Source organism: Mesorhizobium sp. M0816 (genome assembly GCF_040320005.1).
Lineage (GTDB): Bacteria > Pseudomonadota > Alphaproteobacteria > Rhizobiales > Rhizobiaceae > Mesorhizobium.
Map to the genome: position 1 here is coordinate 1 of NZ_JAMYOT010000006.1, position 25,206 is coordinate 25,206.

Annotated in this window: 16 protein-coding genes and 1 pseudogene; 11 read left to right on the forward strand and 6 right to left on the reverse strand. The window is 57.2% G+C overall.

Features of this window, described 5'->3' with window-relative positions; all coding sequences use genetic code 11:
• Positions 1-398: 398 nt before the first annotated feature.
• Positions 399-1,343, reverse strand: coding sequence for a hypothetical protein (locus tag NKI17_RS10570; RefSeq protein WP_352905883.1), 945 nt, complete (start codon positions 1,341-1,343; stop codon positions 399-401).
• Between the two features lie 665 nt (positions 1,344-2,008).
• Between NKI17_RS10570 and NKI17_RS10575 the strand changes: the two genes are divergently transcribed.
• From NKI17_RS10575 to NKI17_RS10600, 6 genes and pseudogenes are all read left to right on the forward strand, one after another.
• Positions 2,009-5,641, forward strand: coding sequence for an SIR2 family protein (locus NKI17_RS10575; RefSeq protein ID WP_352905884.1), 3,633 nt, complete (start codon positions 2,009-2,011; stop codon positions 5,639-5,641).
• Between the two features lie 485 nt (positions 5,642-6,126).
• Positions 6,127-7,038 carry a hypothetical protein gene (locus NKI17_RS10580; protein ID WP_352905885.1) on the forward strand — a complete coding sequence of 304 codons (912 nt, stop codon included), beginning with the start codon at positions 6,127-6,129 and terminating at the stop codon, positions 7,036-7,038.
• Positions 7,035-7,643 carry a GTP pyrophosphokinase gene (locus NKI17_RS10585; RefSeq protein ID WP_352905886.1) on the forward strand — a complete coding sequence of 203 codons (609 nt, stop codon included), beginning with the start codon at positions 7,035-7,037 and terminating at the stop codon, positions 7,641-7,643. The genes NKI17_RS10580 and NKI17_RS10585 overlap by 4 nt, the downstream gene beginning before the upstream one ends.
• A gap of 44 nt (positions 7,644-7,687) precedes the next feature.
• Positions 7,688-7,975 (forward strand): glycoside hydrolase family 16 protein, encoded by a 288-nt coding sequence (locus NKI17_RS10590; protein WP_352905887.1) that lies wholly within the window; start codon positions 7,688-7,690, stop codon positions 7,973-7,975.
• Between the two features lie 1,635 nt (positions 7,976-9,610).
• The gene (locus NKI17_RS10595; protein ID WP_352905888.1) at positions 9,611-10,519 is read left to right on the forward strand and encodes a tyrosine-type recombinase/integrase; all 909 of its coding nucleotides are present in this window, start codon (positions 9,611-9,613) and stop codon (positions 10,517-10,519) included.
• A gap of 10 nt (positions 10,520-10,529) precedes the next feature.
• A pseudogene (locus NKI17_RS10600) lies at positions 10,530-11,748 on the forward strand (IS91 family transposase).
• Positions 11,749-12,388: 640 nt separating this feature from the next.
• Here NKI17_RS10600 and NKI17_RS10605 read toward each other — a convergent pair.
• A complete protein-coding gene (locus tag NKI17_RS10605) occupies positions 12,389-13,060 on the reverse strand; it encodes a hypothetical protein (RefSeq protein WP_352905889.1) in 672 nt (223 codons plus the stop codon).
• A 474-nt stretch (positions 13,061-13,534) separates the two neighbouring features.
• On the opposite strand from NKI17_RS10605, the gene NKI17_RS10610 reads away from it, so the two are divergent.
• From NKI17_RS10610 to NKI17_RS10625, 4 genes are all read left to right on the forward strand, one after another.
• On the forward strand, positions 13,535-15,766 hold the full coding sequence (locus tag NKI17_RS10610) for a DUF4384 domain-containing protein (RefSeq protein WP_352905890.1): 2,232 nt from the start codon (positions 13,535-13,537) through the stop codon (positions 15,764-15,766).
• Between the two features lie 70 nt (positions 15,767-15,836).
• Entirely contained in the window at positions 15,837-16,355 is a 519-nt protein-coding gene (locus NKI17_RS10615; RefSeq protein ID WP_352905891.1) for an OmpA family protein, read from the forward strand.
• A 25-nt stretch (positions 16,356-16,380) separates the two neighbouring features.
• On the forward strand, positions 16,381-18,144 hold the full coding sequence (locus tag NKI17_RS10620; RefSeq protein ID WP_352905892.1) for a caspase family protein: 1,764 nt from the start codon (positions 16,381-16,383) through the stop codon (positions 18,142-18,144).
• Between the two features lie 128 nt (positions 18,145-18,272).
• Positions 18,273-19,280 carry a cytochrome c gene (locus tag NKI17_RS10625; RefSeq protein ID WP_352905893.1) on the forward strand — a complete coding sequence of 336 codons (1,008 nt, stop codon included), beginning with the start codon at positions 18,273-18,275 and terminating at the stop codon, positions 19,278-19,280.
• Between the two features lie 144 nt (positions 19,281-19,424).
• Here NKI17_RS10625 and NKI17_RS10630 read toward each other — a convergent pair whose 3' ends face one another.
• On the reverse strand, positions 19,425-20,435 hold the full coding sequence (locus NKI17_RS10630; RefSeq protein ID WP_352905894.1) for a DUF1194 domain-containing protein: 1,011 nt from the start codon (positions 20,433-20,435) through the stop codon (positions 19,425-19,427).
• 371 nt (positions 20,436-20,806) lie between these two features.
• Between NKI17_RS10630 and NKI17_RS10635 the strand changes: the two genes are divergently transcribed.
• Entirely contained in the window at positions 20,807-22,018 is a 1,212-nt protein-coding gene (locus tag NKI17_RS10635) for a helix-turn-helix transcriptional regulator (RefSeq protein WP_352905895.1), read from the forward strand.
• Positions 22,019-22,211: 193 nt separating this feature from the next.
• On the opposite strand, the gene NKI17_RS10640 is transcribed toward NKI17_RS10635, so the two are convergent.
• The 3 genes from NKI17_RS10640 to NKI17_RS10650 all read right to left on the reverse strand — a co-directional run bounded on the left by NKI17_RS10640 (position 22,212) and on the right by NKI17_RS10650 (position 25,206).
• The gene (locus NKI17_RS10640) at positions 22,212-23,123 is read right to left on the reverse strand and encodes a hypothetical protein (RefSeq protein WP_352905896.1); all 912 of its coding nucleotides are present in this window, start codon (positions 23,121-23,123) and stop codon (positions 22,212-22,214) included.
• 1,159 nt (positions 23,124-24,282) lie between these two features.
• On the reverse strand, positions 24,283-24,960 hold the full coding sequence (locus tag NKI17_RS10645) for a hypothetical protein (protein WP_352905897.1): 678 nt from the start codon (positions 24,958-24,960) through the stop codon (positions 24,283-24,285).
• Between the two features lie 3 nt (positions 24,961-24,963).
• Positions 24,964-25,206, reverse strand: coding sequence for a hypothetical protein (locus NKI17_RS10650; RefSeq protein WP_352905898.1), 243 nt, complete (start codon positions 25,204-25,206; stop codon positions 24,964-24,966).

The window sequence follows — 25,206 nt, forward strand, 5'->3', positions numbered from 1 at the left end:
AGGATCGTCAACGGCCATCGGAACAGCCGGATCGACGACCTGCTGCCTTGGGCCTACATCCGCGCCCCCGAGCTAAAGGCCGTGGCCTGAGAACAGCGCTTACGACCTTCTGTGACAAAATGACGCTAATGATTTCAAATACTTAGCTGGTTTCCCAGAGCAAAAACCAGAGCAAAAACCAGAGCAAGAGTTAGCTAACAACCTCGCCTTTTTGCTAGGGTGTGACGCCGGTTCCTGTACGTTTGGTGCTAACAGCCGTGTAGTCACTGTCCCGCCACGACTTGCCCCGGAATGTGGTGCGGCAGTTTGGCTAATGGGGTGGCTTCGTGGTTTAGATCGATGCCGTCAGTTCCCCAAGGGTGCTGGCGGCATTGTAGATCATTGCCGCTTCGGATGCTCTAATCTCCTCGGCTGAGATATCTGTTTACGCCCCAACGTAAATGCTTGTTCTCGCGCCTACGACCACGCCATCCCAGTTCGTAGAAGCGCTTCATGTAGGTGTTTACGAAGGCCAGATTGCCGGTTTGATTCAGAACTGTCTTGAAACGCGGATTGATCTTAAGCGTCTGACCGCCGTCGATTTTGGTATGACGCTGCAAAGCTTTCGCATCCAGTTCAGATGTGCCGATAACCAGGAGAGGAAGTGAACTTCCACCAGCCGGAATAATAGCATCGAATGCGCTACGCTTTGCGACGTGCCGTTCATTCCAGCCAAGCGCGTAAAGCCGAGGATAAACGAGGGTGTCGAGCAAATTGCGACACGCAGGAGATACAAGTGAGCGAAGGCGAGTTGGTGTGACAAGCGGCATTTTCTCTGGCACGAAATCGCTCGTGACATATGCACCCTCTACCAAACTCTGATCGGCTCCCGGCCGGAAGTATTTTACGCGCCAATGGAAACCGGTCGAATCCGGATTGACGACTGCATATGCCACTGGACCAGCATGCACGCTGTCCGCAAAGGATTGCGCCCCGGCCAGATCGGATGCGTTGAAGTAATCCGATACAAGCATAACTCCAAAGTTCCCGGAACGCAGTCTCTCTGCCATTTCCGACACAATCGAGACCCCCGGGACCGCGTTAGCTTCAACCGCCGCCAGCCATTCGACGACGCATTCGTCAAGGCTGACTGCATCCCTGCGAAGCGAAAGCTGAGGTTTGGTCTGCTCGAAGCCTGTAAGGAATCGATGCGTATAGCGCACAATCTCCTGCCAGCTCATTGTCCTCAACGCTTTGCGGTACCGTGCGAGTTGGCCGTGCCAAACCTGTGCTCCAGATTCGAGCGAGAAATTGAACTTTACCTCGATAAGCCAGACCATTCCCGTCTGGTCGACGGTCAACAAGTCTGCGCTTCCCTTTCCCCCTCCGCGACCGGCATCATGCAGTGTAAGCTCGTGAGCCCAAAACAAAGTATGGGCCGCCGGTGCCCCCCCGAAACAGAGCGGGGAAGGCGTCGGGATTATCGATAATGCGCTGGTGGAAATCGGCCTCATTCGCGAAGTACCGGGACATTCAGATTTGCCCAGCAACAGGACGAGACAGTCCCTGATGGTCGAACGGATCAACGGTCGCAAGGACTTCATAGGTCATGACGGTCTCCAACGCTGTGGACAACGCTATACAGCTTCGCTAAAACTTCTGTCTCTCGCAGAAGACGGCAAGAGGCTACCCTTGGTGCCCTCTGGAATGTCGATCATCCTTTCAGATTAATTCAATTTGGAAATAGACGCTACCAACTGATCTGCGCATTTCGATTAGTGCCAGTCAGCTGCCGGCCCAAAGTCCACCGTTGTTATTTGGCAGCCACAACTGCCGTCGATATTATAAGGCCATGAGATTTCATTCCGACGGACCCGCCATACCTGACATCCTTCTAGAACGAGCCGATGCTGGTCGCGTCGTGTTCCTTTGCGGGGCTGGTGTTTCATTGCCCTCGGGTATGCCCAGTTTTATCGGTCTCACCCGACATGTAATCGAATTCTTCGATCCTCCAGAGGACACAGAGATCATGTTCGCTTTCCAGCCGTGGCTGGATGATCCGTCGGGCGCGAACGTGCCGCTGGATCAAATCTTCAACCTGCTACACCAGGAGTACGGCAAGGACGAGGTGAACGCTCTAGTCACTGAACGGCTCAGTGCTCCCCCAACTGCCGATGAGGTTGGGCGAGAGCACCGTCTAATCAAACGGATATCCTCGAACCAGAGCGGCGCGCCGCAGATCGTCACAACCAATTTCGATCTTCTATTCGAAGCAGGAACGCCCGCCGGACAGATGGTCTACCACGTTCCTCCCGCATTCCCTGATCTTGCCTTCGGAACGATGATAGAGGGTATCACTTACCTGCATGGCAGGTTATCAGACGTAAGTTCTGCACATCATCCATACGTATTGAGTAGCGCAGACTTCGGTCGCGCATATCTTTCTGAAGGATGGGCGACCAATTTCATCAGAAACTTGCTGAGCCGCTACACTGTAGTCCTTGTTGGCTATCAGGCCGAGGACCCGCCAATCAAATATCTGCTCCAAGGGCTCAACCACGATGGGCTTTTTGACCGCTCTCGTCTCTATGCGTTTGATCGGGGGTTGCCTGAAGATATCGAAGCCAAGTGGCTGGATCGAGGCGTAACGGCCATAGCGTATACAGATCATGCCCATCTGTGGACAACAATGGAAGCTTGGGCAGATCGCGCCGACGATCCACGCCAATGGCGGGCATCCGTGATAACGGCCGGGCGACAGGACCCGAAGGAGATAGCTCCTCACCAACGCGGTCAAGTTGCCCATGTGCTTCGTTCCGTACAGGGCACGAGATTATTCTCAGAAACCGAACCCGCACCCCATCCGGAATGGGTATGTGTAATGGATGCGAACGTTCGGTCTGCTGAGCAGAGCAGTGGCTACGGAAAAGACGCTGAGACGTTCGATCCAAGACTTGCCTATAGGCTCGATGACGATCTTGAAAACATCTCGGAAGAGGATCGTCGGCAAGGCGTCAGCAACGACAACCTTCTTGTTTGGCGTCTAGGGGATGACAATCCGCACGAGTTCCATCGCCTAGGTGGAAGGCAAGCCGATGGTTTTGAGGCAATCCCGGTCAGACTAGGGCATCTCATCACCTGGATAGGTAAGTCTATCAACAGCCCTGTGTTGGCGTGGTGGGCCATTCGCCAAAACGGGCTGCATCCGCGACTGCTGCAACAGATCAAATGGCGTATTGAAGGGTCAGCGGCCCTCCATGAGCGTACTCGCCATGTCTGGAATTTGATTCTGGAGCACCATCGCGACCCTCGTAACCACCATTGGGACGGCAACTGGTTCGACCTTAAGAAAAGGATTGCCATCGAAGGCTGGACGTCCAGCGTTCTGCGCGATCTTCGACAAGTCTCTACTCCCAGGGTTGATATCAGACCTCCGTTTGGCCTCGGCAGTTCCAGACCGCCGACGGCAACCTGGGACGACATCCGTCTCAGTGATCTTGGCCAGTTCGAGATCAAGTTTCTTGAACGGCATAACGAGCACCTAGAGGTGCCTGACGAGGCATTGCCTCAAGTGTTCGGCATCCTGGAAGATCAGCTTAACGTTGCCTCCGGCCTGCTGGCAGATATCGAGACGGTCTACTTTCAGACGCCCACCTGCTACCCAGAACGAGAGGTCAATGGCCGAGAACACGTTGCGAAAGCGTCGGAAGCCATGACATTGTTCATCCAGCTATTCGACCGGATCGCTGACCGTCGACCAGATTTGGCCAATGCCCACGCCACGACCTGGCCTGAATCGGACAGGTACTTCTTCCGCAAACTCAAGCTGTATGCTTTCGCCAAAGGTCACGTCTTCGATGCCGGCCACGTTGCAGAGGCCGTGCTGGCCTTCGATCAGGCATCGTTCTGGGACATCTATGTCGTCCGGGAGTTTCTGTTCCTACTTGCGGACAGGTGGCCCGAATTTTCGCCGGAGCACCAGGATCGACTGACCGAGCGCATTCTGGCCGGTCCTGATCAACGCTCCCATTGGTCAGATGAAGAGTATCCCGCCGTACGAGACGGGTTCGCAGCACGGTACGGCAGATACCTTGAACTACAGGGTTGCGTTCTTTCAGCCGACCATATGGCTCGGCTCGTAGATATCATAGAAGGCATTCCGCGATGGAACGATGGGTGGGCGGCCTCGACGGTCACTCAGAGAGGCTCACATATTGGCTGGGTCGGGACAGATGAGACGCCGGACGCGCTTCTGCACCTTCCAGTAAACGAGATCGTGCCACGGGCAAAGGATGACCTGAAGCGCGACTTCGCCAGCTTCACCGAGAAGCGCTCTTTCACCGGGCTTGTGAAGACCAAACCGAGGACGGCGCTGTCTGCGCTGACCGTCGCCGGAAAGACGGGCGAATACCTGCAGGCATTCTGGTCGTCGATGATTGACGATCTGCCCGAGGATATCTCACCTCGGCTGAGACGTGTGTTCCTCCACAGGCTGGCCCGACTGCCGCATAGCGTGATCGCAGAGTTGCGACACACCCTGGGGCGCTGGATCGAACAGAAACTTGTGTCGGTGCTTGAGTTCGACGATGGTCTTGGTTGGTTCGTCTACGATCACATCGTTGACGGCATTCTGAGCGGTGGAGCGGACGCCGCAGAGAGTGGTCTTGGTGAGGTTCGCCAAGGCAACGAAATCGCCGAACGGTCTAGACGAACCCTCGATCATGCAATCAACGGCCCTCTGGGAATGTGTACAGAGGCCCTTTTCCATGCCGTGCCTGGAGAGACCCAAAAAGCAGGGTCATTGATTCCCGAGTACATCAAGACTCGCGTCGAGCGCCTCTTCGCAGCAACTGGCGAGGGTTCGGATCACGCTTTATCGATTGCGATGAGGAGACTGAACTGGCTCATATACGTCGATCCCATTTGGGCCCAGGAACGCCTCATCCCGATGTTGGCGTTCGATCACCCAGCCTCGGAACCGGCATGGAACGGGTTCCTTCATGGCGGACAAGTGCCATGGCCGCCTTTGGCTGAGCTCATCAAGCCTCTGCTGATTGACCTCTTCCCATGGATCGACGGATTTTCTTGGGATCGTGACCTCTCGAATGTTGCGGCGCAGTGGCTCGGCTTCATGCGTGTCTTTCACCCTGATCAGCCCGACGGTTTGACCAAACGAGAGATGCGCACGGTGCTGCGGTCCATGGCTGATGAGTCTCGGAACCGGTTCATCTTCTGGCTTGGCGAGGTTGGCCAGCAAAACGAAAATGGCTGGACCGAGCTTGTCGTCCCGTTCATCAACGAGGTCTGGCCCAGGGAACGCAGGTTCCGCACCTCGGCGTCGATTAGAGCTTGGATTGGGCTTCTCGATGACACAGGCGACAGCTTTCCAGCCGTGTATGGAGCCGTGAAGAAGTTCTTAGTACCCGTGGAGACGAATGACCATCCGTTCTATCGGTTCACCCGAGAGATCAACGATGAAGAACCGATCACGACACGCTTCCCCGAAGCGACTCTCGACCTGATGAACGCCGTCACGCCCCAGGTCATCACTCGGCCACCCTACGAGTTGCCGAAAGTGCTGGCTGTAATTGTCGAGACAAATCCGGCGCTATCCTCAGACCCTCGCTACTTGCGACTCATCGATCTGGTCGAGCGAAGCTGATATCATTTCTTCGAAGGGCTGCTCACAGCGAACGGAATCGAGAACTCGAACGTCCGACTTGCGGCACATTGCCGCCCGCAGCGTTTGGGCCGGTAGCGAACCGGCAGATGTCGGTATCGCTCATCAGCGATAGCCGGCCTTCTGTCCCGTATAGCGAAGGTTTGAGAATGGCCCGATGAGAGCTTCCCGTTGACGGAGATCGCATCATGGGGAGGTCGTTTTCCTTTCTGCAGCGCATTCTAGCGCCTGCCGTTTGACAATCTTCAAGCGAATGCTTGAGATACATTTCGTGCTAGAAGCTTCTACGTGGCGGAGCAAGCCGCAGCAAAGGGGCCATTTTGCGATTTTTCTGCACTTACTTCAGGGGGGAATAGCGTGCCTATTCAAAGCATTTATACATACCTTGTCTATCTGGCAAAGGTGCCGACGAGATCGACGCTATCAATGGCTCTGTTGTTCCACTACAGGGTAAGCTCTTCGACCTGTTGGAAGAGGTATATCTGCGCTCAGATAACGAGTATACAATCGACATTGCGTTCAGCCTGGGAGCAGACGGCACCCAGACGAACCCATGCCGAGCGCTTCTGATCAATCACCTCACCAATGGGACGATCGACACCGGCCGTCTATTGGCCGAGCGGCTGGCGCAGCACACCACCAAACGGTCAGGCCTGGGACTGCTGTTTCTCGTAGCGGGTCAGGACGGCCAAAACCGTAAGATCGTGGTGTCGCGCTTCCCAGCTCATAGTGCGGTGTTGGCGGAGGCAGAAGCGGCAACCCTGACCCTCGCCTTTCTTGAGCGCGTCTTCATGAGAAACGCTTACTCATACAAAGCGGTCGTCTACCAGCATACGTCGCTGACCAATGGCTTCTGGACGGGCCGCGCCATCGACAAACAGATCGAGAGTCGAGAGCGTGAGGTCTCTCAATACTGGATCAACGATTTCCTCGATTCCGGCCTTCGCACGACCCCTACGCGCGGAACGCGCCGGCTTGCGCTCGCGCTCAAAGCAGCGGTCAGCAAAGCCAAGGACGTAACCGTCAAAAGTGAGATCGCGTCGGCGGTCACTCTCGGCCCAGGTATGCAGGGACAGACCACGAGCGTGAACGGCTTTCTTGACCACTTCCACTTCTCTGAGCCCACCCGCAACGCAATCCTCGCCGAGATAAAGGATCCGGCAATCCAGGCTGAGAATTTCGTTTTCGACGCTCCTGTCTTCACTGAGCAGGTGCCGTACCGCACCGTGGAGCTGAGCTCCGGAGCGGTGCTTACCGCGCCGTCGGCCGACTTTGATGAGGTCTTCACGAAGGAGCCGGTCCACGCTGAAGTTGACGGAGAATACAAGTACTCCACTGTAGGTTCTGTCGTGACCGAGAAGATAGCGAGGTCAAAATGACGGACCTTCGAACCGACTATACGAACCGGTACACCAAAGCGCTGACACCGGTAGCGACAGCGTTGATCGGCAATCTGACCGAAATCTTTGCGGGCACCCCTCGCGTTGACCGCGTGACCGCACGTCCAAAGTCAATCGATCGCTTCATGAGCAAGGCGGAGAAGGCGGACGGCGATAAGCTGAAATACGATGATCCGCTCAACCAGATTCAAGATCAGATCGGCGCGAGGATAATTGCCTTCTATTCGAGCGACGTTCCGGTGATCGAAGAGGTCATCCTTCGGGAGTTTCGACCAATCGAATCGAAACACGTCGTTCCTCAGCACCAATGGGAGTTTGGATACTTTGGTAGGCACCACATCCTCCTAATGCCGAGCGACCTGTATAGCGCTGCTGAGGACAAGGCACTGGTCCCGGATGTCTTCGAGTTGCAGATCAAGACGCTTTTTCAGCACGCATGGTCCGAAGCAGAGCACGATCTCGGCTACAAGCCAGGAGAGCAACCGCTTAACCCTGAGGATGAACGCTTGCTTGCCTTCACATCCGCCCAGGCATGGGGTGCCGATCGCATTTTTGACGACCTATTTAAAAAGCGGTCTAGCTAGCCATCAGCTGCGCGGTGGCCTATTTTGGTGATGAAGGGAGTGCGATGGGTTTCGGTTACCGAGGTCTCCGTGCCCGTATCGAACTAGGCTTCGACGTGACTGAAGATTTCCATACCTATGCGATTGAATGGCGACCCAACACCATCATTTGGTCGGTAGATGGCCACGTTGTCCACGAGCGAGTCAGCTGGGACCCCACACCGGTTCCGCACCTCCCGATGCACTTGCACGGTAACCTATGGGTGCCTCGCTCTGAAGAATTGGCAGGTCCGCTCGACGAGGCTTTTTTGCCCGCAACGGCCCACTTCAGGAACGCTTCGGTATGCATGTAAACGCAGCTAGTGGCGCACGCGATTCACGCGGGAAGTACGTTGGGGTGAAAATTCCCCCGTTGCTACGTTCGAGAGAGGCGACGAGCAAAAAGCTGCTCAAACACATGCGTGCCGCAGCCAAAATATGCGGCCACGCTAATTATGAACTTACGGCAGGTTTCGGGATCAGCGGATTCGATCCGGAGCGGCTTAGATCGGGCGCACAGCAGTCGTTCATCAAGTGTGCCGAGAACGACGGGAACGGGTCACGACGTTCCCTTGACCTCCCATCAGGGATGGTCCGCAAGGGGTCGGTTCTTGCCGTCCACCGGTACCAAGTGTCAGACTTTCACCACTAGACCACAAGCAAATTTCAGATCGCAGGTTCCATGCAGCCTCCCCGAAAGGTTACGGGCAACGATGTCACACGTCTGCGATCTAGGAATGCAAAAAAGTCAGACTCCCAACCTTCGGCCGTCGAGACGCCAATCTTCAAACCCTCTTCAATACAGCCATTGAAGGGCCGCCACGGTGTAGGCGGAACTTGAGTTCTGCATCGTTGCTCCCGAAAACATTGCGAAATTTTCTCGGGTGAAGCGATCTTTCTGCATCAGTGTGAACTTAAGTTCAGAAGTTGCGGTCTCGTAAGCTTGGATATCGTTGCTGTGGAAGTCGCCAATCAATGTTGAAAGGGGCGAACATACGCGAAGAGCGCTCCAATCATCTCGCAAAGTTCATTTTTGCGTCGGAGCAGCGCGAATCTAACCGGACCCTCAGCAGAAGTTGAGATACTGTGCTCAATGGTGCTGAGCTCGGCACGCCACTGTGCAATCATCACGTCATATTGCTTAACCGCGTCTCTTTCACTGGGGGAAAGAACGTTGAGTTTGGCAGAATCAATCGAGCAACGAAATCTCGCCAGTGGATCGGCTGTATTCGGAGTCGACGGGACATACGAGTACGACATAGTACACCTTTAATTTAGAATTGATGGGAAGTTCGCCGACCCCGTCGGAAGACTTGCTGGAATTGTCTCGTACAACAAGGCATCTGTCAAATTTTTTCGGACGGTGGCTCACGTTATAGTCTTCTTCGCTTCCGAAGATGAAACGGGATAGAGCGCTGCCCTCCGAAGGCATAGGTCATAGGCTCGAATCCTGTCGGTGCGTCAAGCTTTTGTCGGACGACACAGATGTTTGGACAACGACACAGATCGTTGGACTCTTCGCACACGCTTGGTACCCGCGATTACCGGCAAGATCCGACTCCTTGCAGACCATCCCTGAAGGGAGGCCAAGGGGAAAGTCGTGACCCATGCCGCCTTTCCGGCGCCGATTATCCTCTCAAATGGGACCTTCCTCGCTATCCAGCGTTCAATGACCCGTTGGTGACCTTCGTTCCTCATGCCGCGACCGATTAGCGCAGGATGTCGGCCGTTAAAGTTAGTTGTGCCACCGCCTTACAGCGGACATTACCGGCGACCGCGCTTGAGGGCGTAGTTGCGCCAGAGAACTAACCCGCTCGCGCGGGAGGGCGCGGGTTTCGAGGCTGACGCTTCGTCGGCAGCGCCGGTGAGGCTGTATTTGATCAGAGGTGACAGGCGGCCATCCGCCTCCGAGCATGAAGGGTCAACCTTCAGCTTGAGAGGAGCATCCGATGACCCCCGATCTGTCGCATCCATCCGGCAGCGCGCTTCGCGAGCGCATGATCGAAGACATGAGCGTGCGCGGCTTCACGGAGGATACGCGCCGTGACTATATCCGTTGCGTGAAGTTGTTCGCGGCCTTCATCGGCCGCTCACCCGATACGGCGACGGCTGAGGATCTTCGCCGTTTCCAGCTGCACCAGACGCAGACCGGCATGCAGCCGCCAGGCATCAACAGCGCGGTCTCGGCGCTGCGCTTCTTCTTCACGGTGACGCTCGACCGGCCGGATCTTTCCCGCCGCCTCACCGTCATCCATCGGCCGCGTAAGCTGCCGCTGGTGCTGAGCGTCGAGGAGGTCGCACGGCTGCTCGAAGCGGCACCCGGTCCCAAATACAAGGCCGCCCTCGGCACCGCCTATGGAGCGGGGCTGCGGGTCTCCGAGATCGTGGCGCTCAAGGTGACCGACATCGATAGCACCCGCATGCTGATCCGCGTCGAACAGGGCAAGGGCCGCAAGGATCGCCACGCCATGCTGTCGCCGCAACTGCTCGAACTCCTGCGGGCCTGGTGGCGGGAGGGCAAACGCCGCGGCGTGATGCTGCCGCGGGGCTGGCTGTTTCCGGGTCGCAATCCGGTCACGCCGCTCTCCACGCGGCAGATGAACCGCGCCGTCCATGCCGCCGCTGAAGCGGCCGAGATCAGGAAGCGGGTGACGCCGCACACGCTGCGCCACAGCTTCGCCACCCATCTGCTGGAGCAGGACGTCGACATCCGCGTGATTCAAGTTCTGCTCGGGCATGCCAAACTTGACACGACCGCGCTCTACGCCCGCGTCGCCACCAAAACCATCCGCGCCGTGATGAGCCCGCTCGACCGGATCAGGCTGTTCGCAGAGGACGAGACGAGACCGGACGCCTGACCCGGCGGCGGTGCGCCGCCCGTCGCTGGAGGTCGCAGACGTCTTCCATCGCCATGGCGCCGCATGGCGTGCGGCCCATGCCGGCCATCTCAGCCTCGGCCAGATGAAGGTGATGTCGGCGATCGAGACCTGCCGCACCGCAGCCCTCGGCGGTCACGTCAAGGCGTGCGAGGACTGCGGCCACAGCCAAATCGCCTACAACTCGTGCCGCAACCGCCACTGTCCCAAATGCCAAGGCGCGGCGGCAAGGGACTGGCTCGCCGCGCGCGAAGCCGATCTGCTGCCGGTCGGCTACTTCCATGTCGTCTTCACGCTGCCGGCCGAGATCGCTGACATCGCCTATCAGAACAAGGCCGTGATCTACGACCTGTTGTTCCGCGCCGCCTCCGAGGCCATGCTCACGATTGCCACCGATCCCAGGCATCTTGGCGCCCGCATCGGCATCACCGCCGTGCTCCATAGCTGGGGCTCGGCGATGACCCACCACCCGCACGTCCACATGATCGTGCCCGGCGGCGGTATCTCTCTGGATGGAGAACGGTGGGTCTCCTGCCGGCCCGGCTTCCTCCTGCCGGTGCGTGTGCTCTCAAAACTGTTCCGGCGGCTCTTCCTGGCGAAGCTCCCTGAGGCCCATGCCGCCGGTCGGCTGAAGTTCTTCGGCGATCATGCCGGCCTCGGCGATCGTCGCGCCTTTGCTGCCTTCCTGGCGCCGCTCAGAAGGAAGAACTGGTTCGTCTATGCCAAGCCGCCCTTCGCGGGACCCGAGGCGGTGCTGGCATATCTATCCCGCTATACCCACCGCGTCGCGATCTCTAACAGCCGGCTGATCGCGCTCGACGAGGCGGGCGTGACGTTCCGCTTCACATCACTACCGCCGCAGCGGCAGCGAGCGCTACCGGACCATGACGCTCGAACCGAGCGAGTTCCTCCGCCGCTTTCTGCTCCACGTCCTGCCAAAAGGCTTCCACCGCATCCGCCACTATGGTCTGCTTGCCAGCGCCGGCCGCAAGGCCAACATCGCGCGCGCTCGCCAACTGCTCGCCGCCCGCCAGCCCGATGCCGAACGCAGCGAAACGGGCGACACTGCCGAAGCGGCTGCGCCGACCGATTGGCGGCCGCCATGTCCGTGCTGCGGCGGCCACATGATCGTCATCGAAACCTTCGGGCGCGGCAACGACGCCCGCGCGCCGCCATCCTCCGGCTTCGCCAACAGCACCAAGACGCCATGACCGCGAACCGCCCACCGCTGCTCCAGCCCGCCGAAGAACCTCACCGTCGGCGGATGGACGGCTGCGTGCGCCTGAGCTTCATGGGTCGGGAAATACCGCCGAACATGGCGAAATCGCCCGCTCTTCAACCGCCAAACCGCCGCATGCACGGGCCAGGCAAGCCGTGCTCGCCCGTCGACGTCATCGTTCCCAACCGCCAGGCGCATCGCAGAGGCCACAGCGGCCCAAGCGAAACCGTCAAATCCCCATAGACCCGAGACCGCGATCTGCATCCCGCGGGTTCCTTCCTTGGAGGCTTCCGGACGCCGGCCCCGGCGCACGGCGCCTCTCGCAGAAGGCCGGCATCCGCAATCCTTCACATCAGCGGTCCTTCCCAAGCTGATCGCGAAAGGTCGCGTCTGGGGCCGGAAGCGAACCGACTGGTTTCGGTCAGCAAAAGCAGTAAGCAGCGTTAAAACGGCGGCTTCGATGCTGAAGCTGACAGGCAGGCAATCCTACAGCATGGCCACGATTTCATTGATCTGCAGTCTGCACGTCGATCTTGAGGAGTATCCGAAGCGAGGCTGTTGCGTCAGGGACGCCTGCAACGGAACGACAGAGGCCTGCTCATGCCCAGGTGGCGCATGGCCGCCCGCAGGGTTCACTCCGTCGAGGAACTTGCGAGGTTCGAGGCGGTCGCCTGCCAGCGTCTGGCACCGGCGCGCAAGCTCATCCTGGACCCGACCGGAGAACGCTTCCCGAACCTGCCTGATGGAGTTGGCAGCGCCCTCGGATTCGAGAAGGCGGTCGATCTCTGAAAGCCGGAGACGCCCCGCTCGGGATCAGACACCTGATCGGCTCCGTCGACGATCGCGGTCTCGATCTTCACCAGAAGTGGTCCCAGGTGTTCAGCCACCCATTCCGGCGCGATCGCCGCCACCGCCAGCATCCTGAATCGCAGCCGGTCCACTTCCTGAGGACGGTAGGAGCCGAGGCTCCGTTTGATGTCCAGAATTAGCCCGCTGTGTGTTGTTCTGTTCACCACGAAGAGATCAGGCTTGTAGGTCTCGGTCGAATGTACCCGAGACGGAAAGCGCACACCCTTGATCTCGTCGGAAGGTGTCCGCTTCAGCATCTCCTGCGCGGCGGGCACGATCGGGATCGCCGTTGTCGGCAGGAGTTTGAGGTCGGGGTTCTTCTGGACGGCCTGCCCGATGGCCAGTTCGAGCAGCCGGCCTTCCTGCATCACCGCCGAACGGAAGAAGCCGAAGAGCGACGCATACTCGCCGAAGGTGATGTCGCCCCGGACATCTCCGGCGAGCGCCGCTTTCATCGCTTCATCGACCAGCCTGTCGATGTCGTTGTCGAAGGATCAGGCGGCAGCGATCCTGTCGATTGTCCAAAATGGCGTCGATAACCCGACTGCCGCACCGTCGAACTCCGCCGGTCTCCTTCCGGACGCGGAAATGCCATCTATCAATTCTCATAGCCCAACCTCGATCCAGGTTGCGGGTCAGGCCTCCGTTCGGTGTTGCAAGCACCAGCGGAGGCCGATTTCGTTCATGCTCTTGCGTGAACGGCGCCAATCGATCGGGATCCGAACTGGATCTCAAGCCGAGAGCCCGAATATGGTTAATCCTGTGAATCTCGTCGCTAGGTGCGCCATTCCAGACCTTGCCGACTGACACCGTTATGGCAATCTTGAACCTTTTTAGCACTTGCAAATATAAATAGTTTCGGAGAAAATGTGGTGTCGATATGCACGCTGTGCCACGTCACAGAAGCTTTTTTTCGATCCGGAACCAAGATGAAAAGACGTATCCTCGTCGCGGCATTTTCGCTTTTCACAGGATCGACATTGCTCGCCGCTGAGGAAGTCCCACGTCCTCCGCAAGATGCAATAGCTTTGAAAGCCTATGGAGTATTAGAGAAGTACTGTTCCCGCTGCCACCAAGCAGGAAAGCTGTCCCCCGGGCTCTTAAAGCCGAAGAAGGATTTTGGGTTCGTCCTTGATCTGGACGCTCTCGCACATACGAGCAAGTACGTTGTTCCTGGCAATCCTGACGGGTCTCACCTTTTCTCTCTCGTTGCCAATGGTGAGATGCCCTATGACGGAGACTGCTACATTGATCGAAGTTCAGCCAAGTGTCCCTCAGATTCGGATATCTTGACTCTGCGTGAATGGGTTTCCGCTCTGAAGGCGGCAGAGGCCCCAGTCATTGCAATCATCCGGGATGAAGAAGCCGTTAAGATCATTACGAGCGACCTGGGCAGGCTGCCACCTGCACGAGCCAGGACTACCCGCTACCTTTCCCTTACTGCAGCCCGCAACGCCGGACGCGCAGAGGAAGACTTGGAACTATACAGGCAAGGGGTGACAAAACTGCTCAACGGAGTGACCCGTTCGTCCAAAGTCATACGTCCTGAGCCGATCGATGCGTCCAAATCGATCCTCCGCGTCAATATCGCGGACCTCGGCTGGACCTTGGAGGACTGGGATTTGATCACCACGGCGTACCCTTACGGCGTCCTACCCAATGTTCCTGAATCAGCTTTACTGGCCTCGCTGACGGGAACAAATGTTCCAATGGTTCGAGCCGACTGGCTTGCGTTCACCGCCTCGCGGGCCCCCCTTTACAACGAGCTGTTGAAGCTCCCGGAAACGTTCGGTGAACTACAAAAATCGCTCGGAGTAGATATCGTTCGCGATACCGAGAACGCGACCGCACAGCGGGCGGCCTTCGTCAATTCCGGTGTAAGCCAACACAACAGGCTAATTGAACGTCATGCCGGTTCGGGCACCCCCATGTTCTGGACTTCCTATGATTTCTCCACCAGTGCGGGCGATCAAAATCTGCTCGACAATCCACTAGGGCCGGGCGGTGCTTTCGGGTTTAACCACAAGGGCGGCGAGACGATCTGGTCCCTGCCCAATGGGTTTCAGGCATATTACTTGGCAAAAGCGTCCGGGGAAAGCCTGCCCACTGCACCAACGGATATCGTCCAGGACACATCACGGGTCGATCACGTTGTTGCCAATGGAATTTCCTGCATGAGTTGCCATGCGAACGGCATCAACATGAACCTTACAGACAAGGTCGACCAAGTAGGCCCATATGTTCTTGGTGCCGATCGCGCTTCTCCAAACTTGGCGTTCCCTCTAGATGTCCGAGACAAGGTCGCGGCTCTTTATGTTCCATCTGAGGAAATGAACGCGGTCATGCGAGCTGACCTCGAACGCTTCGCCAGCGCAATGAACTCTGCAGGGCTTGCAACGAAGAACGAGAGTGGAGGTTTCCAAGTTATCAGTGCTAGAGGTGGTGTCGAGATCACCGAAGCGTTGGCGACCCGCTATGAAGATCCGGTTGACCTGCCCCTTGTGGCGGCGGAATTTGGGCTGACGATCGGCGAACTGCGGGACAGGGCCGGTCAACTCGGCGGCGAAGCTGCGACTCTTGTGCGGCGCCTTGATCAGCAAAAAATCGTGCCACGCGACGAGGTCGAGAGACTGTTTCCGATCCTGCTGCCGAAGCTGACAACGTCGAAGTTGGTCACGACACCATCGCTGCCCGTCAAGCTGAACGACACGAAGACAGGCTTCGATCTCGCTCTCACATCCGATAAGACCTCCTATGCCATCGGCGACAAGCTCATCGCTACTGTGCGCTCGGAGAAGGAATGCTTTCTGACCCTGGTCGACCTCGATCAGAAAGGGGTTGGCACGGTTCTCTTTCCCAACAAATTCCAACAGGACAATAAGATTCCAGGTGGAAAGGATGTGAAGGTGCCATCAGACGATGCGCCGTTCGAGATTACAGTAGGCGAGGAAAATCGCGGCATTGAGACGATCATAGCGGTATGCGACAAAGACCAGCCCAATGCGTATGCAGTACAGCCAGACTTCCACGCCAATGACTTCACCGAAATACAGGACTTTGCAAGCAAGAGCCTCATCATAACGCCGCGTGTCGCGTCTGTGGCTGGCTCGACGCCCCTCGGCAAGCGAACTCAAACTGCGATCCAGATAACGGTCTACTGAAATGTCCCCTGCCGCTCAGCTTCTAAAAACCAGACGCTGCATGCAAGGCGCACTTTTGGGAGCATGCGCGATGCTCTTCACTCTTTGTGGACCAGTCCTGTCACAGGAACTTTCGACCGACGAAATCGTCAAGGCGTTGCTGCCGCTTCCGCCCGGCAAAACGCTGCACGTCGGAAAACGCGTTCCAGACCCAGACCCAGCAAATCCGGCAAAGGCGGTTGACGACCTACGTGACGAGGCCGGAAGTTTGGCCTCCGTTCAAGTCCAAGTCGTGTTCGGGTATGATTCGGCCGATCTAACTAAGGATACGCGGGAGAGCTTGAACATGCTTATCCGGGCGCTACAGGACGAAAGACTCCTCAAGTTCTCTTTCATTGTTGGAGGATATACCGACTCACGCGGGAATGAGGCGTATAATGACAGCTTATCGCTCCGTCGCGCCCACTCAGTGCGTGACTATCTAACAAGCCAAGGCGGTATCAATCCCAACAGGCTGATCGCGATGGGTTACGGGGAGCGAATCTTGGCCGATCCCGATCACCCCGAGGCCGAAAAGAACCGGCGAGTGCTGGTCATTAATCAGTTTTGAACCGCGCTGACACGGAGCAGCAAGAATGCGCCTCGCTAACATATTGCTGGCCCTGGCCGTGGCCTTGCTTTTTGTCGGACAAGCTTCTGCTGCCAAACGTGCGTTCATCGTCGGAGTGGACAACTATCTGGACCCTGACCTTAGCCTGTTCGGGAAGCCCGTAAATGATGCACGGAGCATCGCCAAAGTGCTCAACGAGGACGGGTTTGCTGCTGTCCAACTTGAAACGGACCTTACTCTTTCCGACCTCTCGGAGCAATTTGACCTCTTCCTCGCGACGGTACAGCGGGGCGACACTGTAGTCTTCTATTTTTCAGGCCACGGCTTGGAACTTGACGGCGACAACTGGCTTGCTGCGACGGATGCCAATCGCGTCAACAGTGACATCGGAAAAACGCAGCTAAGGGCGGAGGTCGCTGCCCACGCCCTCTCTTTGCGACAGATAATGGCCGACCTAGAAGAGAAGGGTGCTGAAACGCAAATACTGATAATTGACGCGTGCCGGGAAGAACTCAAAGAAGTTGGCAAGGCTGGGATAGCGGCATCCGGACTAAATGCACTTGTTACAGACCCGCCTAAGCAGACTTTCGTCCTTTATGCGGCGGCAGCGAGGCAAGAGGCGTTACCCTGTCTCTCGCAAACGCGAGATTGTAGCGACGATCCGGACCCGAACTCCCTTTTTACGCGCAAGTTGCTGCCGCTAATGGCAAAGCCCGGTCTGACAATAAATGAGATCGCAGAGAGCGTGAAATCAGAGGTTGAAAAGGCCGCTGCTTCGATCGGCAGGCAGCAGCGCCCCACTACATTCAATGAACTTAGTTCGCTTCTCCCCCCCGTGGTTCTTCGAGAAGACGACAAATCGGTATCTCCATTGTTGCCTCCGCCGCCTGAGGAGTTAATTCCGCTGCTGCCTGAGGAGTTAATTCCGCTGCTGCCTGAGGAGTTAATTCCGCTGCCCGCAGATGTCATATACTTCAAAAAGGCAACAGAATCAGGGCTAATAGAAACACTGCTGCGGACCGAAGGCGTTCAATTTGAGACAAATATCGATACCGGCGACGGGGAGGCCACTACTGAGGTAATATGCACGCCCGATGCTAATTTTGAGTTGGTAAGAAAAGTTGCACTCACCTTGCACGACGGGGGGGTAAAAATATACAATGTCGCAATGCCTGCTGATTCAAGTTTGTCTAATATTATATATATACAATCAGAGTCATACGTGAATAAGAGACCTATGACGCGCGAAGAGATCAGCAGCCTCTCCGGTTGTGCGGCCAGATCCGCGGCCGACGACGTGTTGGTCGGCCATGATTTTTGGGCAGCAGGCGATGATTATTGCCAAAACTTAACTTCGGCAATCGAGTTGACTTCAGGAGAAATTCGCTTGAAGGAGGACGGTAAGTACCTTGATTATAGGAATTTTACAGGAACACCAAAACTATCTATAGAAACAATTAACTTTGATAGGGAAACCCGAGCAGTTTGCAGAGCGCGGCGAGAGGACAAACGAATAGTTGCCTATTGTTCGGTCAATAGGAGTAAAGTAAGTGACTTTCTGAAAGCGTATGATCAGATTCGTGCGGACGTGAAGAGTTGTTTGCTAGGTAAAGGTTGGAGAGAGTTTAGTACGACAAAGCGCTACGTAGATCAGGATATCGATCGTAGGCTTAGTTACGGGTTTTTTATAGGAGACCGGGACTTCTGGGCCTACGGCAACAAGGATAGTGATGGGAGGTACGGGGTCGGACTACAATGGACGTTGCGTTTGACGCCGCCCGGTGGGTGAGGGGAGCAGACGAGTTCCAAGAGGCCGCTAGAACGCGTACGGGCCAGCGAAAGAATGGATCACGCTCTATCGCCCGATATCGGCAAACTGATCGAGCAAGCCGCTGCTATCCAACGGAGATCAATTACATGAGAGCTTTTGCCTCGCCGTTTGTCGCGGCGGTCGGCGCCGCCCTCGTTCTGGGTGGTGTCAGTGCGATTGCCGGATGGTTTCTGTCGGCGCCGGTCACGCTCGACGCTGAAACCCAGGCGCAGCTCGGCCCTGGCGATGCCGCCAAGGGCAAGCGCATTTTTTATGCCGGCGGTTGCACATCCTGTCATGCGAAGCCGGGCACGCAAGGCGACGCCCGCCTTCAATTGATCGGCGGCCTCGAGCTCAAGACGCCGTTCGGGATCTTCGTGCCGCCGAACATATCGCAGGATGCCAGGGACGGCATCGGTGCGTGGTCGGTCGAAGATCTTGCCAATGCCATGCTGAAGGGCGTGTCGCCGGACGGCGAGCATTTTTACCCTGCATTTCCCTATGCGTCCTACGCGCGCATGAAACCGGCCGACATCGCCGATCTCTACGCGTTCCTGAAGACGCTTCCGGCGGTCGCCGGCAAGGCGCCCGCCCATAGGCTCGCTTTTCCCTTCAACATCCGTCGCGGCATCGGGCTGTGGAAACGGCTCTATCTAGGCAACAAACTGGTGATTGCTTTCCCTGACGACATATCGGATCAGGTATTGGCCGGCCGCTATCTGGCCGAAGGCCCTGGCCATTGCGGCGAATGCCACACGCCCCGCGCTTTCACCGGCGGCACCAGGACGAGTGAATGGCTGGCCGGCGCCACAGCCGCCGAGGGAAACGGAATCGTGCCGAACGTCACCTCGGGTGAGGGCGGCATCGGCGATTGGTCGGAAGCCGACATCGCCAACTATCTCGAAACCGGCTTCACGCCGGAATTCGATTCCGTCGGCGGCGCCATGGTCGATGTGCAAAGGAACATGGCCCAGCTGACGGCAGACGACCGCGCCGCGATCGCCGCCTATCTGAAGGCCGTACCGCCGCATCCCAACGGCTATCCGGCACGCAAGAAGCCTGCGAGCAGAGCGCCGGACGCCCGAAGAACGGTTAACGGCCGCACCAATCAGTAGTGCGTGACCCCTGAACCGAAGTCCGTGCTAGCGAATATTGAAATCTATTTCGGGAGTCTAAGTCTCGGAGCTTAATATTGCGTCCGGTGGAGCGAAACTGAGCAATATTGCTTTCCAGTTGCAGATTCGAAACCATAGCTCCGATCATTCAACTGCCACCGAGGCCACCGTTCGGTGCATTTTTTCAACGTCGGACAATCCGGAAATCTCTGTGATGATTTTGCGGCGGAGGGCGACCGAGTAGTCGTCAAGAGTGTGTGCGGTGGTCGCGAAGCTGTTGGCGCCTCCGGTGACGTGAGTGTAGAGATAATCTGTGGGATTCTGCCAGGTGCCTTCGTCCGGGTCGAGGCTGAGGGCCAGATCTTTGAGTGGTTGCAGCGGTGCGGGGATAGCAAAGGCGTTGATGGTATGGCCGATGGCCACCGCATTGTCGCGAGCCGTGTCTGGAGGAGGGCCATCGTTGTTCGGGCCATTCGCCGAGATGTCGATGACGGTGCGGTCGGGAGTGGCGGGGCAATGGGCGAGGGTCTGGGTGGCGTAGATGATCGCCCAACTGAGGCTGGTAAGACCGAGGGGATATTGGCCGGGGTTGTGGCCCCTGGCTCGGATGACGTCGGCCGCATCTGCCGCGTCGCGCGCATTCTCGATGACGCGCCAAGGCAAGATGGTGTAGGCGTTGCCGTGACTCGACCACTCGATGTAGGTGACGGCGATCCGCCCAGTGCGGGTGCGGGCGATGGCCGACACGACGTCGGAATGCGTCAGGGCTTGAGCGTGGCCCTCTCGTTGCATGCGGGCGGTACTGGAGGAGATGCTGGCCGATATGTCGGCCGCCAGGACGAGGCAGAGGTCCACCGTAGGGGCGGCTGTCTGCGCTTGGGGGGACGTGGGAACGAAGAGAGCGGGAACAACGAGGGTGGTACGGATAATGAGGATGCGGATGGCCGCCCGTACCAGTTTAGTGGTGATGGCGGGGACAGCAATGGGACTGCCGAGACCTTCGGTATTGACGCGAATAGCATCATTCACATTGACGGCGAATGTACCGTTCTTTGCAACTGAACGTGGCGAGCATGCTTCGTTCGCTGCTAGATCTCGCACAATCCATTGAGGTGCGTCGTCATCGCTGCCATTTGTTGCGAATCTGTCGGCCATTTCATCCTGCCCCCAATGCGCACCTAAACCAACGTGAACATTGTTTCTTAGGTGTATCCGGCAAATTGCCGGCACCCATATTCCAGTAGCCATCGCGCCTCGAAACCCCCATTTGGGTGGTATCGTAGTGGCCGTTCACGATTTCCGAGTGCTGCAGAACTCCTCTCTAGGACCTTGCATGACGAGAAGGGCGCTCGGGAGGAATTCAAGGGTGAGAAGAGATCTGTGCTGACCGCCTACGCCCGGATTGGGAGAATGTCTTCTAAACAGAAAATACTAACGCGAGTCTGTGCGATAATTACACAAATTGGCTGATCTTCCCGAAGTGGCGAATGCAGGCTACACTTAATTAGCTGTGCCTTAAGAGAGGCGTGCCGGGGGACAAAGTCGACACGATGGTCAAAATGGGGGGATGGCTCGCCGCCGTCTATGACGAGGAGCGCGTTGCCTTGATAAGCGGCGCTGTTGCAGAGGCAATCGACGCAGCCGCGTTTGGCAATGCTTCGTGGGATGCGGTTCCGCGCGTCCTGGGAGAGGCGTTTCCCGGATCCATGTGCTCTCTCCTTAGCCACAATGTCGCCGAGAAAAGACTGAATTTCCAAGCGGTGCATAACATAGAAGCCGAATACCTGAAGTCTTATGCGGGCTACTACGCTAGTCTAAATCCTTGGATACCCCTGTGGCAGGCCGTCGAAAGCGGGAGGGTCCTGGTCGCCGAAAAAAACTGTCCGGCACGCCTGTTCGCTAATACCGAGTTCTACAACGACTGGCTGCGGCCTCAGAAGGATATCGAAGCGGCGGTCGGCATCAAGATCGACGGCGGACCAAGGGAAGTCATCCATCTTCCCCTGCATTATTCCCTTTCGAGAACGGGCACCTACGACCAGGCCGCGGCTGAAGTCCTTACTCGCATACGCGGCAACCTATTGAGATCGGTCGATCTCGGGCGATTCCTAAGAAAGCAGACGGAGGAAGCAGTGGCGGGAGCCGCAGTGGTCGATCGAGCTTGTTGCGCAGCATTCGTAATCGACGGCGACCGCCATCTCCGCGATGCAAACCAGCAGGCCGTGGACCTGTTTTCGTTGGGATCGGTTGCAGCGCTGCGGCACGGCGGCGTATGTATTGCGGATACAGGGGCCGACGGCCTATTCCGCAGTACAGTTGCCGCATTGTCGAGAGGATTGCCCACCGACCGGTCCCGAATAAATCTCAGCAACAGTGCCGGAAACTGGCAGGTTTCACTGGCAGCGCTCCCGACCGTGTCGCGCGGTGTAAGTGGGGTCTCGGTACTTTTTCTGACGCGTGCGCTGGTCCTCGTACTCGTGCGGGACCTGAACGCACATCCGCGCAATTCGGTCGACGTTTCTGCCCTTTCGGCACAGTTCGGGCTGACCCCCGCCGAGATTCTGCTCTGTGCACGGTTGGGTAAGGGGAACTCGCTCGCAGAGGCGGCCGAAATCCTTGGCATAAAAGTTGAAACGGCCCGCGACAGGGTTAAGGCAATCTTTCAAAAAACCGGAACCCATCGGCAAGGCGAGCTCGTGGCGATGCTGGGCACTATGAGCTTAGTTTGGGGAGCATGACGTTGTGTGGGACGCTGGTTCACTTAAGTATACTTTTCGGTCAAGTGCGCAACATCTATTGGTGTTCGTAATTGTAAAAAGCGAGATTCGTTTCCGCTTATTTTAGGTTGCGCCTCAATGGGTTGGCAGACCCTACGGTTCGTGCAGGAGTGATCTTCCTTACACTTCAGTGGACGTCAATTCGAGCAACGGGTCAAAAAGCCAGCGACCTTGTTAATTCTTCGGCAGTCATGACCTTGGGCAGCGCGGATTCCATGTCTGTCTCCGAACACTTCCCTTTGTAAGCTCCAGAGCGTTGCGTGCCGTCGCCCAAATTGTAGGAGTAGCTGCCTTCAATCTCCAAAGATTTCGTATCAAGTCGAATCGAAAGCTTGTGACGAGTCGAATTTCTGGCCCAGGTCATGAAAACGACATTACCTTCAGATCGGGACACCATCAGCGGCTGGATCTTCAGCCTTTCGGCGATCACCACTATCCGCCCTGGCTGAAAATGGAGTGCGAACTCAGACGGCATGACCGTAGTCTCTGCTCCCCTCGATAGAGTTGCGTTCGCGGAGCAGTAAAGGCCGGCTCTCTTGCCGAGCCCGTCGCAAACGGAACCGCATTGAGCCATTTCCTTGTGCGTCACAGTGACAGGCCAACGGTGCTCAGCTTTGCACTGACCCGTATAATGGCTTTCGCGAGATGAATTGTCAGGGAATTTGTAATTCAAATCGCCTACCAGGTGCCCTTTGTCGTCGATTTTGATTTTAGCTCCGTAGCGATCGGACTTGATGGGCCAGTCGATCGAGAAGCCTCCCTCCAACCGCTGAAACCGCGCCTGATGGAAGCTGTTGCCCGTCGCGGTTCCAACCCAAACAATATCAGGCTCCTCGAACTCGAAGACCATCACTTCGGACCAATCGAAGTCGGCACGACCCGAAAGAAGCTTAGGATGAACAAGCGTGGATTTTCCGGCGACGGCGCAGACCGATCTCGAGGTGATCGAAACCTCCTCGCCGACTGCCGGGTTCAGGCCACCGGCGGCCGCGAAAAGCTCAACAGCGCAATATCCAGCCAAGGCTAGAACAGAGGCAATAACTTTCCTTCCAGGCAGCGTTTTCATCAGCACATCCGTTTGTGAGGGCTGACAGATTGATGCATGAGCTCCGGCCGTCACGACCTTTCGAGAACATTCACCAAAGACTGGCAGTGGGCGCTCGCTCGCCAAAAACCGGAAAGAAAGTCCCCATGTTGTGGGCGCATTCCCGGCAAATGAAAATCAGGTTGTCGAACTCGTAGGCGAGCCAGGCATAAAAGTCGCGAGCGGGGACCTCGTGCAGATCGCGAGCGTCTCGCACAGGTCGAAAATGATCTACAATCTCCTCTCCTGTCGGCTTCTGCTCGCAGAAAACGCATTTGCTCCTGCAGCGCTCGCGGACCGCATCTCTTACATGGTCTTCGTAGAAGATACGTTCATTGATAGGCGCACGCCGCTCTGCGCGCTCGACCGTCGGTCGTCGCTGATTTCGAAGAGCTGCTGCCGAGCCGCGCGAATACGCGAGTCATCAGCAAGGTCCGGACCATTGAAGGTGCCGAGCCGGATCATGCAAACCTACTGACCAAAAGACTAACCGATTCTCCAGCGGACAACTTACTCCCACGAGGCGTCCGCAGGAAACTAGAATTACTTCGAAGCGGTGGTCTTCTTCGTTGCGCGCGTCGCATCCTTACGGCGCTATCGCCGGACCGCGCTGCCTTCGTGTCGTGCCACCCGTTCTCCCTTGTCTCGACGAAGGAGTTCCGGGCCCGGAGCCGACTGCATGGCTGTAACCGAGCTGTGGCCCAATGGCCTCCGTGTTTGGCCCGGCCATGTCCGCTTTTGACGGACGGACCTGATCGTTGAAACGACCGACATTAGGCGCGAAGCGGTCAGTCGCCATGCGATGGTCAGAGGTCTTGTTCGGGTCAGATCGCGTCGATGCATGGGGGCGCCTGAACGTCCGCTTCTCACATTCCAAGCCTCCAAGCCGCAAGTCCGCTTCCGGCCAATAACTGGTTGGCGGCAACGCGCCGCATCTCGGCCTGTAGGTAAACTTTGCCGTTGCCCGAAAGCCAACATCGTCGGCGAATAGGCGAAGGAGGGCTTCAAGGTAAGCCTAGAGCAGTTTCCTTGATGACAAGGCGTCTCTGGCGGACTGATTAGATAGCGCGCGACGGCTCCGGACGGAGCTTGGGAAGATTGCCGCGATGACCGGGTGACGGAAAAGCGCAAGGAGTAAAAACTATTGTCGCTCGGGCATGACATTAGGCATCGGAGCCAGATTCACTGCCTCGCCACGCGCGACCTTTTCATTATGTGCCCGGATCAGGTTTGCCGCCGATTCAGCGCCTTCTTTCCGCATGCGGTCGATCTCAACCGTTGCCCTTTCGAACCACGGTTTGGGATGCCAGCCCGGTCCGTAGTTATGCAGCGGGATCTCGAACGTCTCCCTGATCTCGTCGGCCAACGCGAGGGCCGCGAGGCCAAGCTTCCCAAACTGGTAGTTGCGCTCCTCGAAAATCTCTTCGTAGTCGGGAGGGGTCGCAACGACGTCTGCCATGTATTGGATGGACTTGTGAGCGCTGTCGAGGTCATTCGGCAGTGCGAGGATTCGATACATCAGCTTCGGCGCGATGGAGCGCCAGTCGACGTCGTCTGGAAACTGCAGGTCTGGATACTTGGCGGTCGTATGGCGATAGCCTTCGGCATCGGATTCCCCGCTGTCGGCGACTACCTCGCTGCATCCAGCAATGAAGCGGTCGAGGATGCAAACGACCCGGATTGCCAGGTATCTCGCATCGCGGTCGTGTTCGTCTTTGGTGTCTTTCGATACGGTCAGACGGTGCCCGACGTATGTCACCAATCCAGTTCCCAGTGTCGTCACGAAGGCCGTGAGCAGGACGAGCTGCCAGTCTGTCATTGCTTATCCCTTGCCTTTGTAGATCGTGTTGAAACGATACGAAGCCCAGGCGACCGCCGCTGCCGAGACCACCGTCGACAGCGACAGCAGCTGGTACGCAATCGCGATCTTCTCTCCGCACGATGCTTCGCCGCATGTGGATTCTACTACAGCGTAGAGCGTCGACAGCTCCGACTGCAGCAGCCACAGCGCCAGGCAGAACATCCCGACCGGGATGATGGTCGCCCAATTGATGCCCAATCTCAT

What these genes read in the sequence shown, in the direction of transcription:
- NKI17_RS10575 (WP_352905884.1), top strand. Translation starts at nt 2,009, where the DNA reads ATGTTCGCTTTCCAGCCGTGGCTGGATGATCCGTCGGGCGCGAACGTG.
- NKI17_RS10585 (WP_352905886.1), top strand. Translation starts at nt 7,035, where the DNA reads ATGACGGACCTTCGAACCGACTATACGAACCGGTACACCAAAGCGCTG.
- NKI17_RS10590 (WP_352905887.1), top strand. Translation starts at nt 7,688, where the DNA reads ATGGGTTTCGGTTACCGAGGTCTCCGTGCCCGTATCGAACTAGGCTTC.
- NKI17_RS10595 (WP_352905888.1), top strand. Translation starts at nt 9,611, where the DNA reads ATGACCCCCGATCTGTCGCATCCATCCGGCAGCGCGCTTCGCGAGCGC.
- NKI17_RS10605 (WP_352905889.1), bottom strand. Translation starts at nt 13,060, where the DNA reads ATGAAAGCGGCGCTCGCCGGAGATGTCCGGGGCGACATCACCTTCGGC.
- NKI17_RS10610 (WP_352905890.1), top strand. Translation starts at nt 13,535, where the DNA reads ATGAAAAGACGTATCCTCGTCGCGGCATTTTCGCTTTTCACAGGATCG.
- NKI17_RS10615 (WP_352905891.1), top strand. Translation starts at nt 15,837, where the DNA reads ATGCTCTTCACTCTTTGTGGACCAGTCCTGTCACAGGAACTTTCGACC.
- NKI17_RS10620 (WP_352905892.1), top strand. Translation starts at nt 16,381, where the DNA reads ATGCGCCTCGCTAACATATTGCTGGCCCTGGCCGTGGCCTTGCTTTTT.
- NKI17_RS10625 (WP_352905893.1), top strand. Translation starts at nt 18,273, where the DNA reads ATGAGAGCTTTTGCCTCGCCGTTTGTCGCGGCGGTCGGCGCCGCCCTC.
- NKI17_RS10630 (WP_352905894.1), bottom strand. Translation starts at nt 20,435, where the DNA reads ATGGCCGACAGATTCGCAACAAATGGCAGCGATGACGACGCACCTCAA.
- NKI17_RS10640 (WP_352905896.1), bottom strand. Translation starts at nt 23,123, where the DNA reads ATGAAAACGCTGCCTGGAAGGAAAGTTATTGCCTCTGTTCTAGCCTTG.
- NKI17_RS10645 (WP_352905897.1), bottom strand. Translation starts at nt 24,960, where the DNA reads ATGACAGACTGGCAGCTCGTCCTGCTCACGGCCTTCGTGACGACACTG.
- NKI17_RS10650 (WP_352905898.1), bottom strand. Translation starts at nt 25,206, where the DNA reads ATGAGATTGGGCATCAATTGGGCGACCATCATCCCGGTCGGGATGTTC.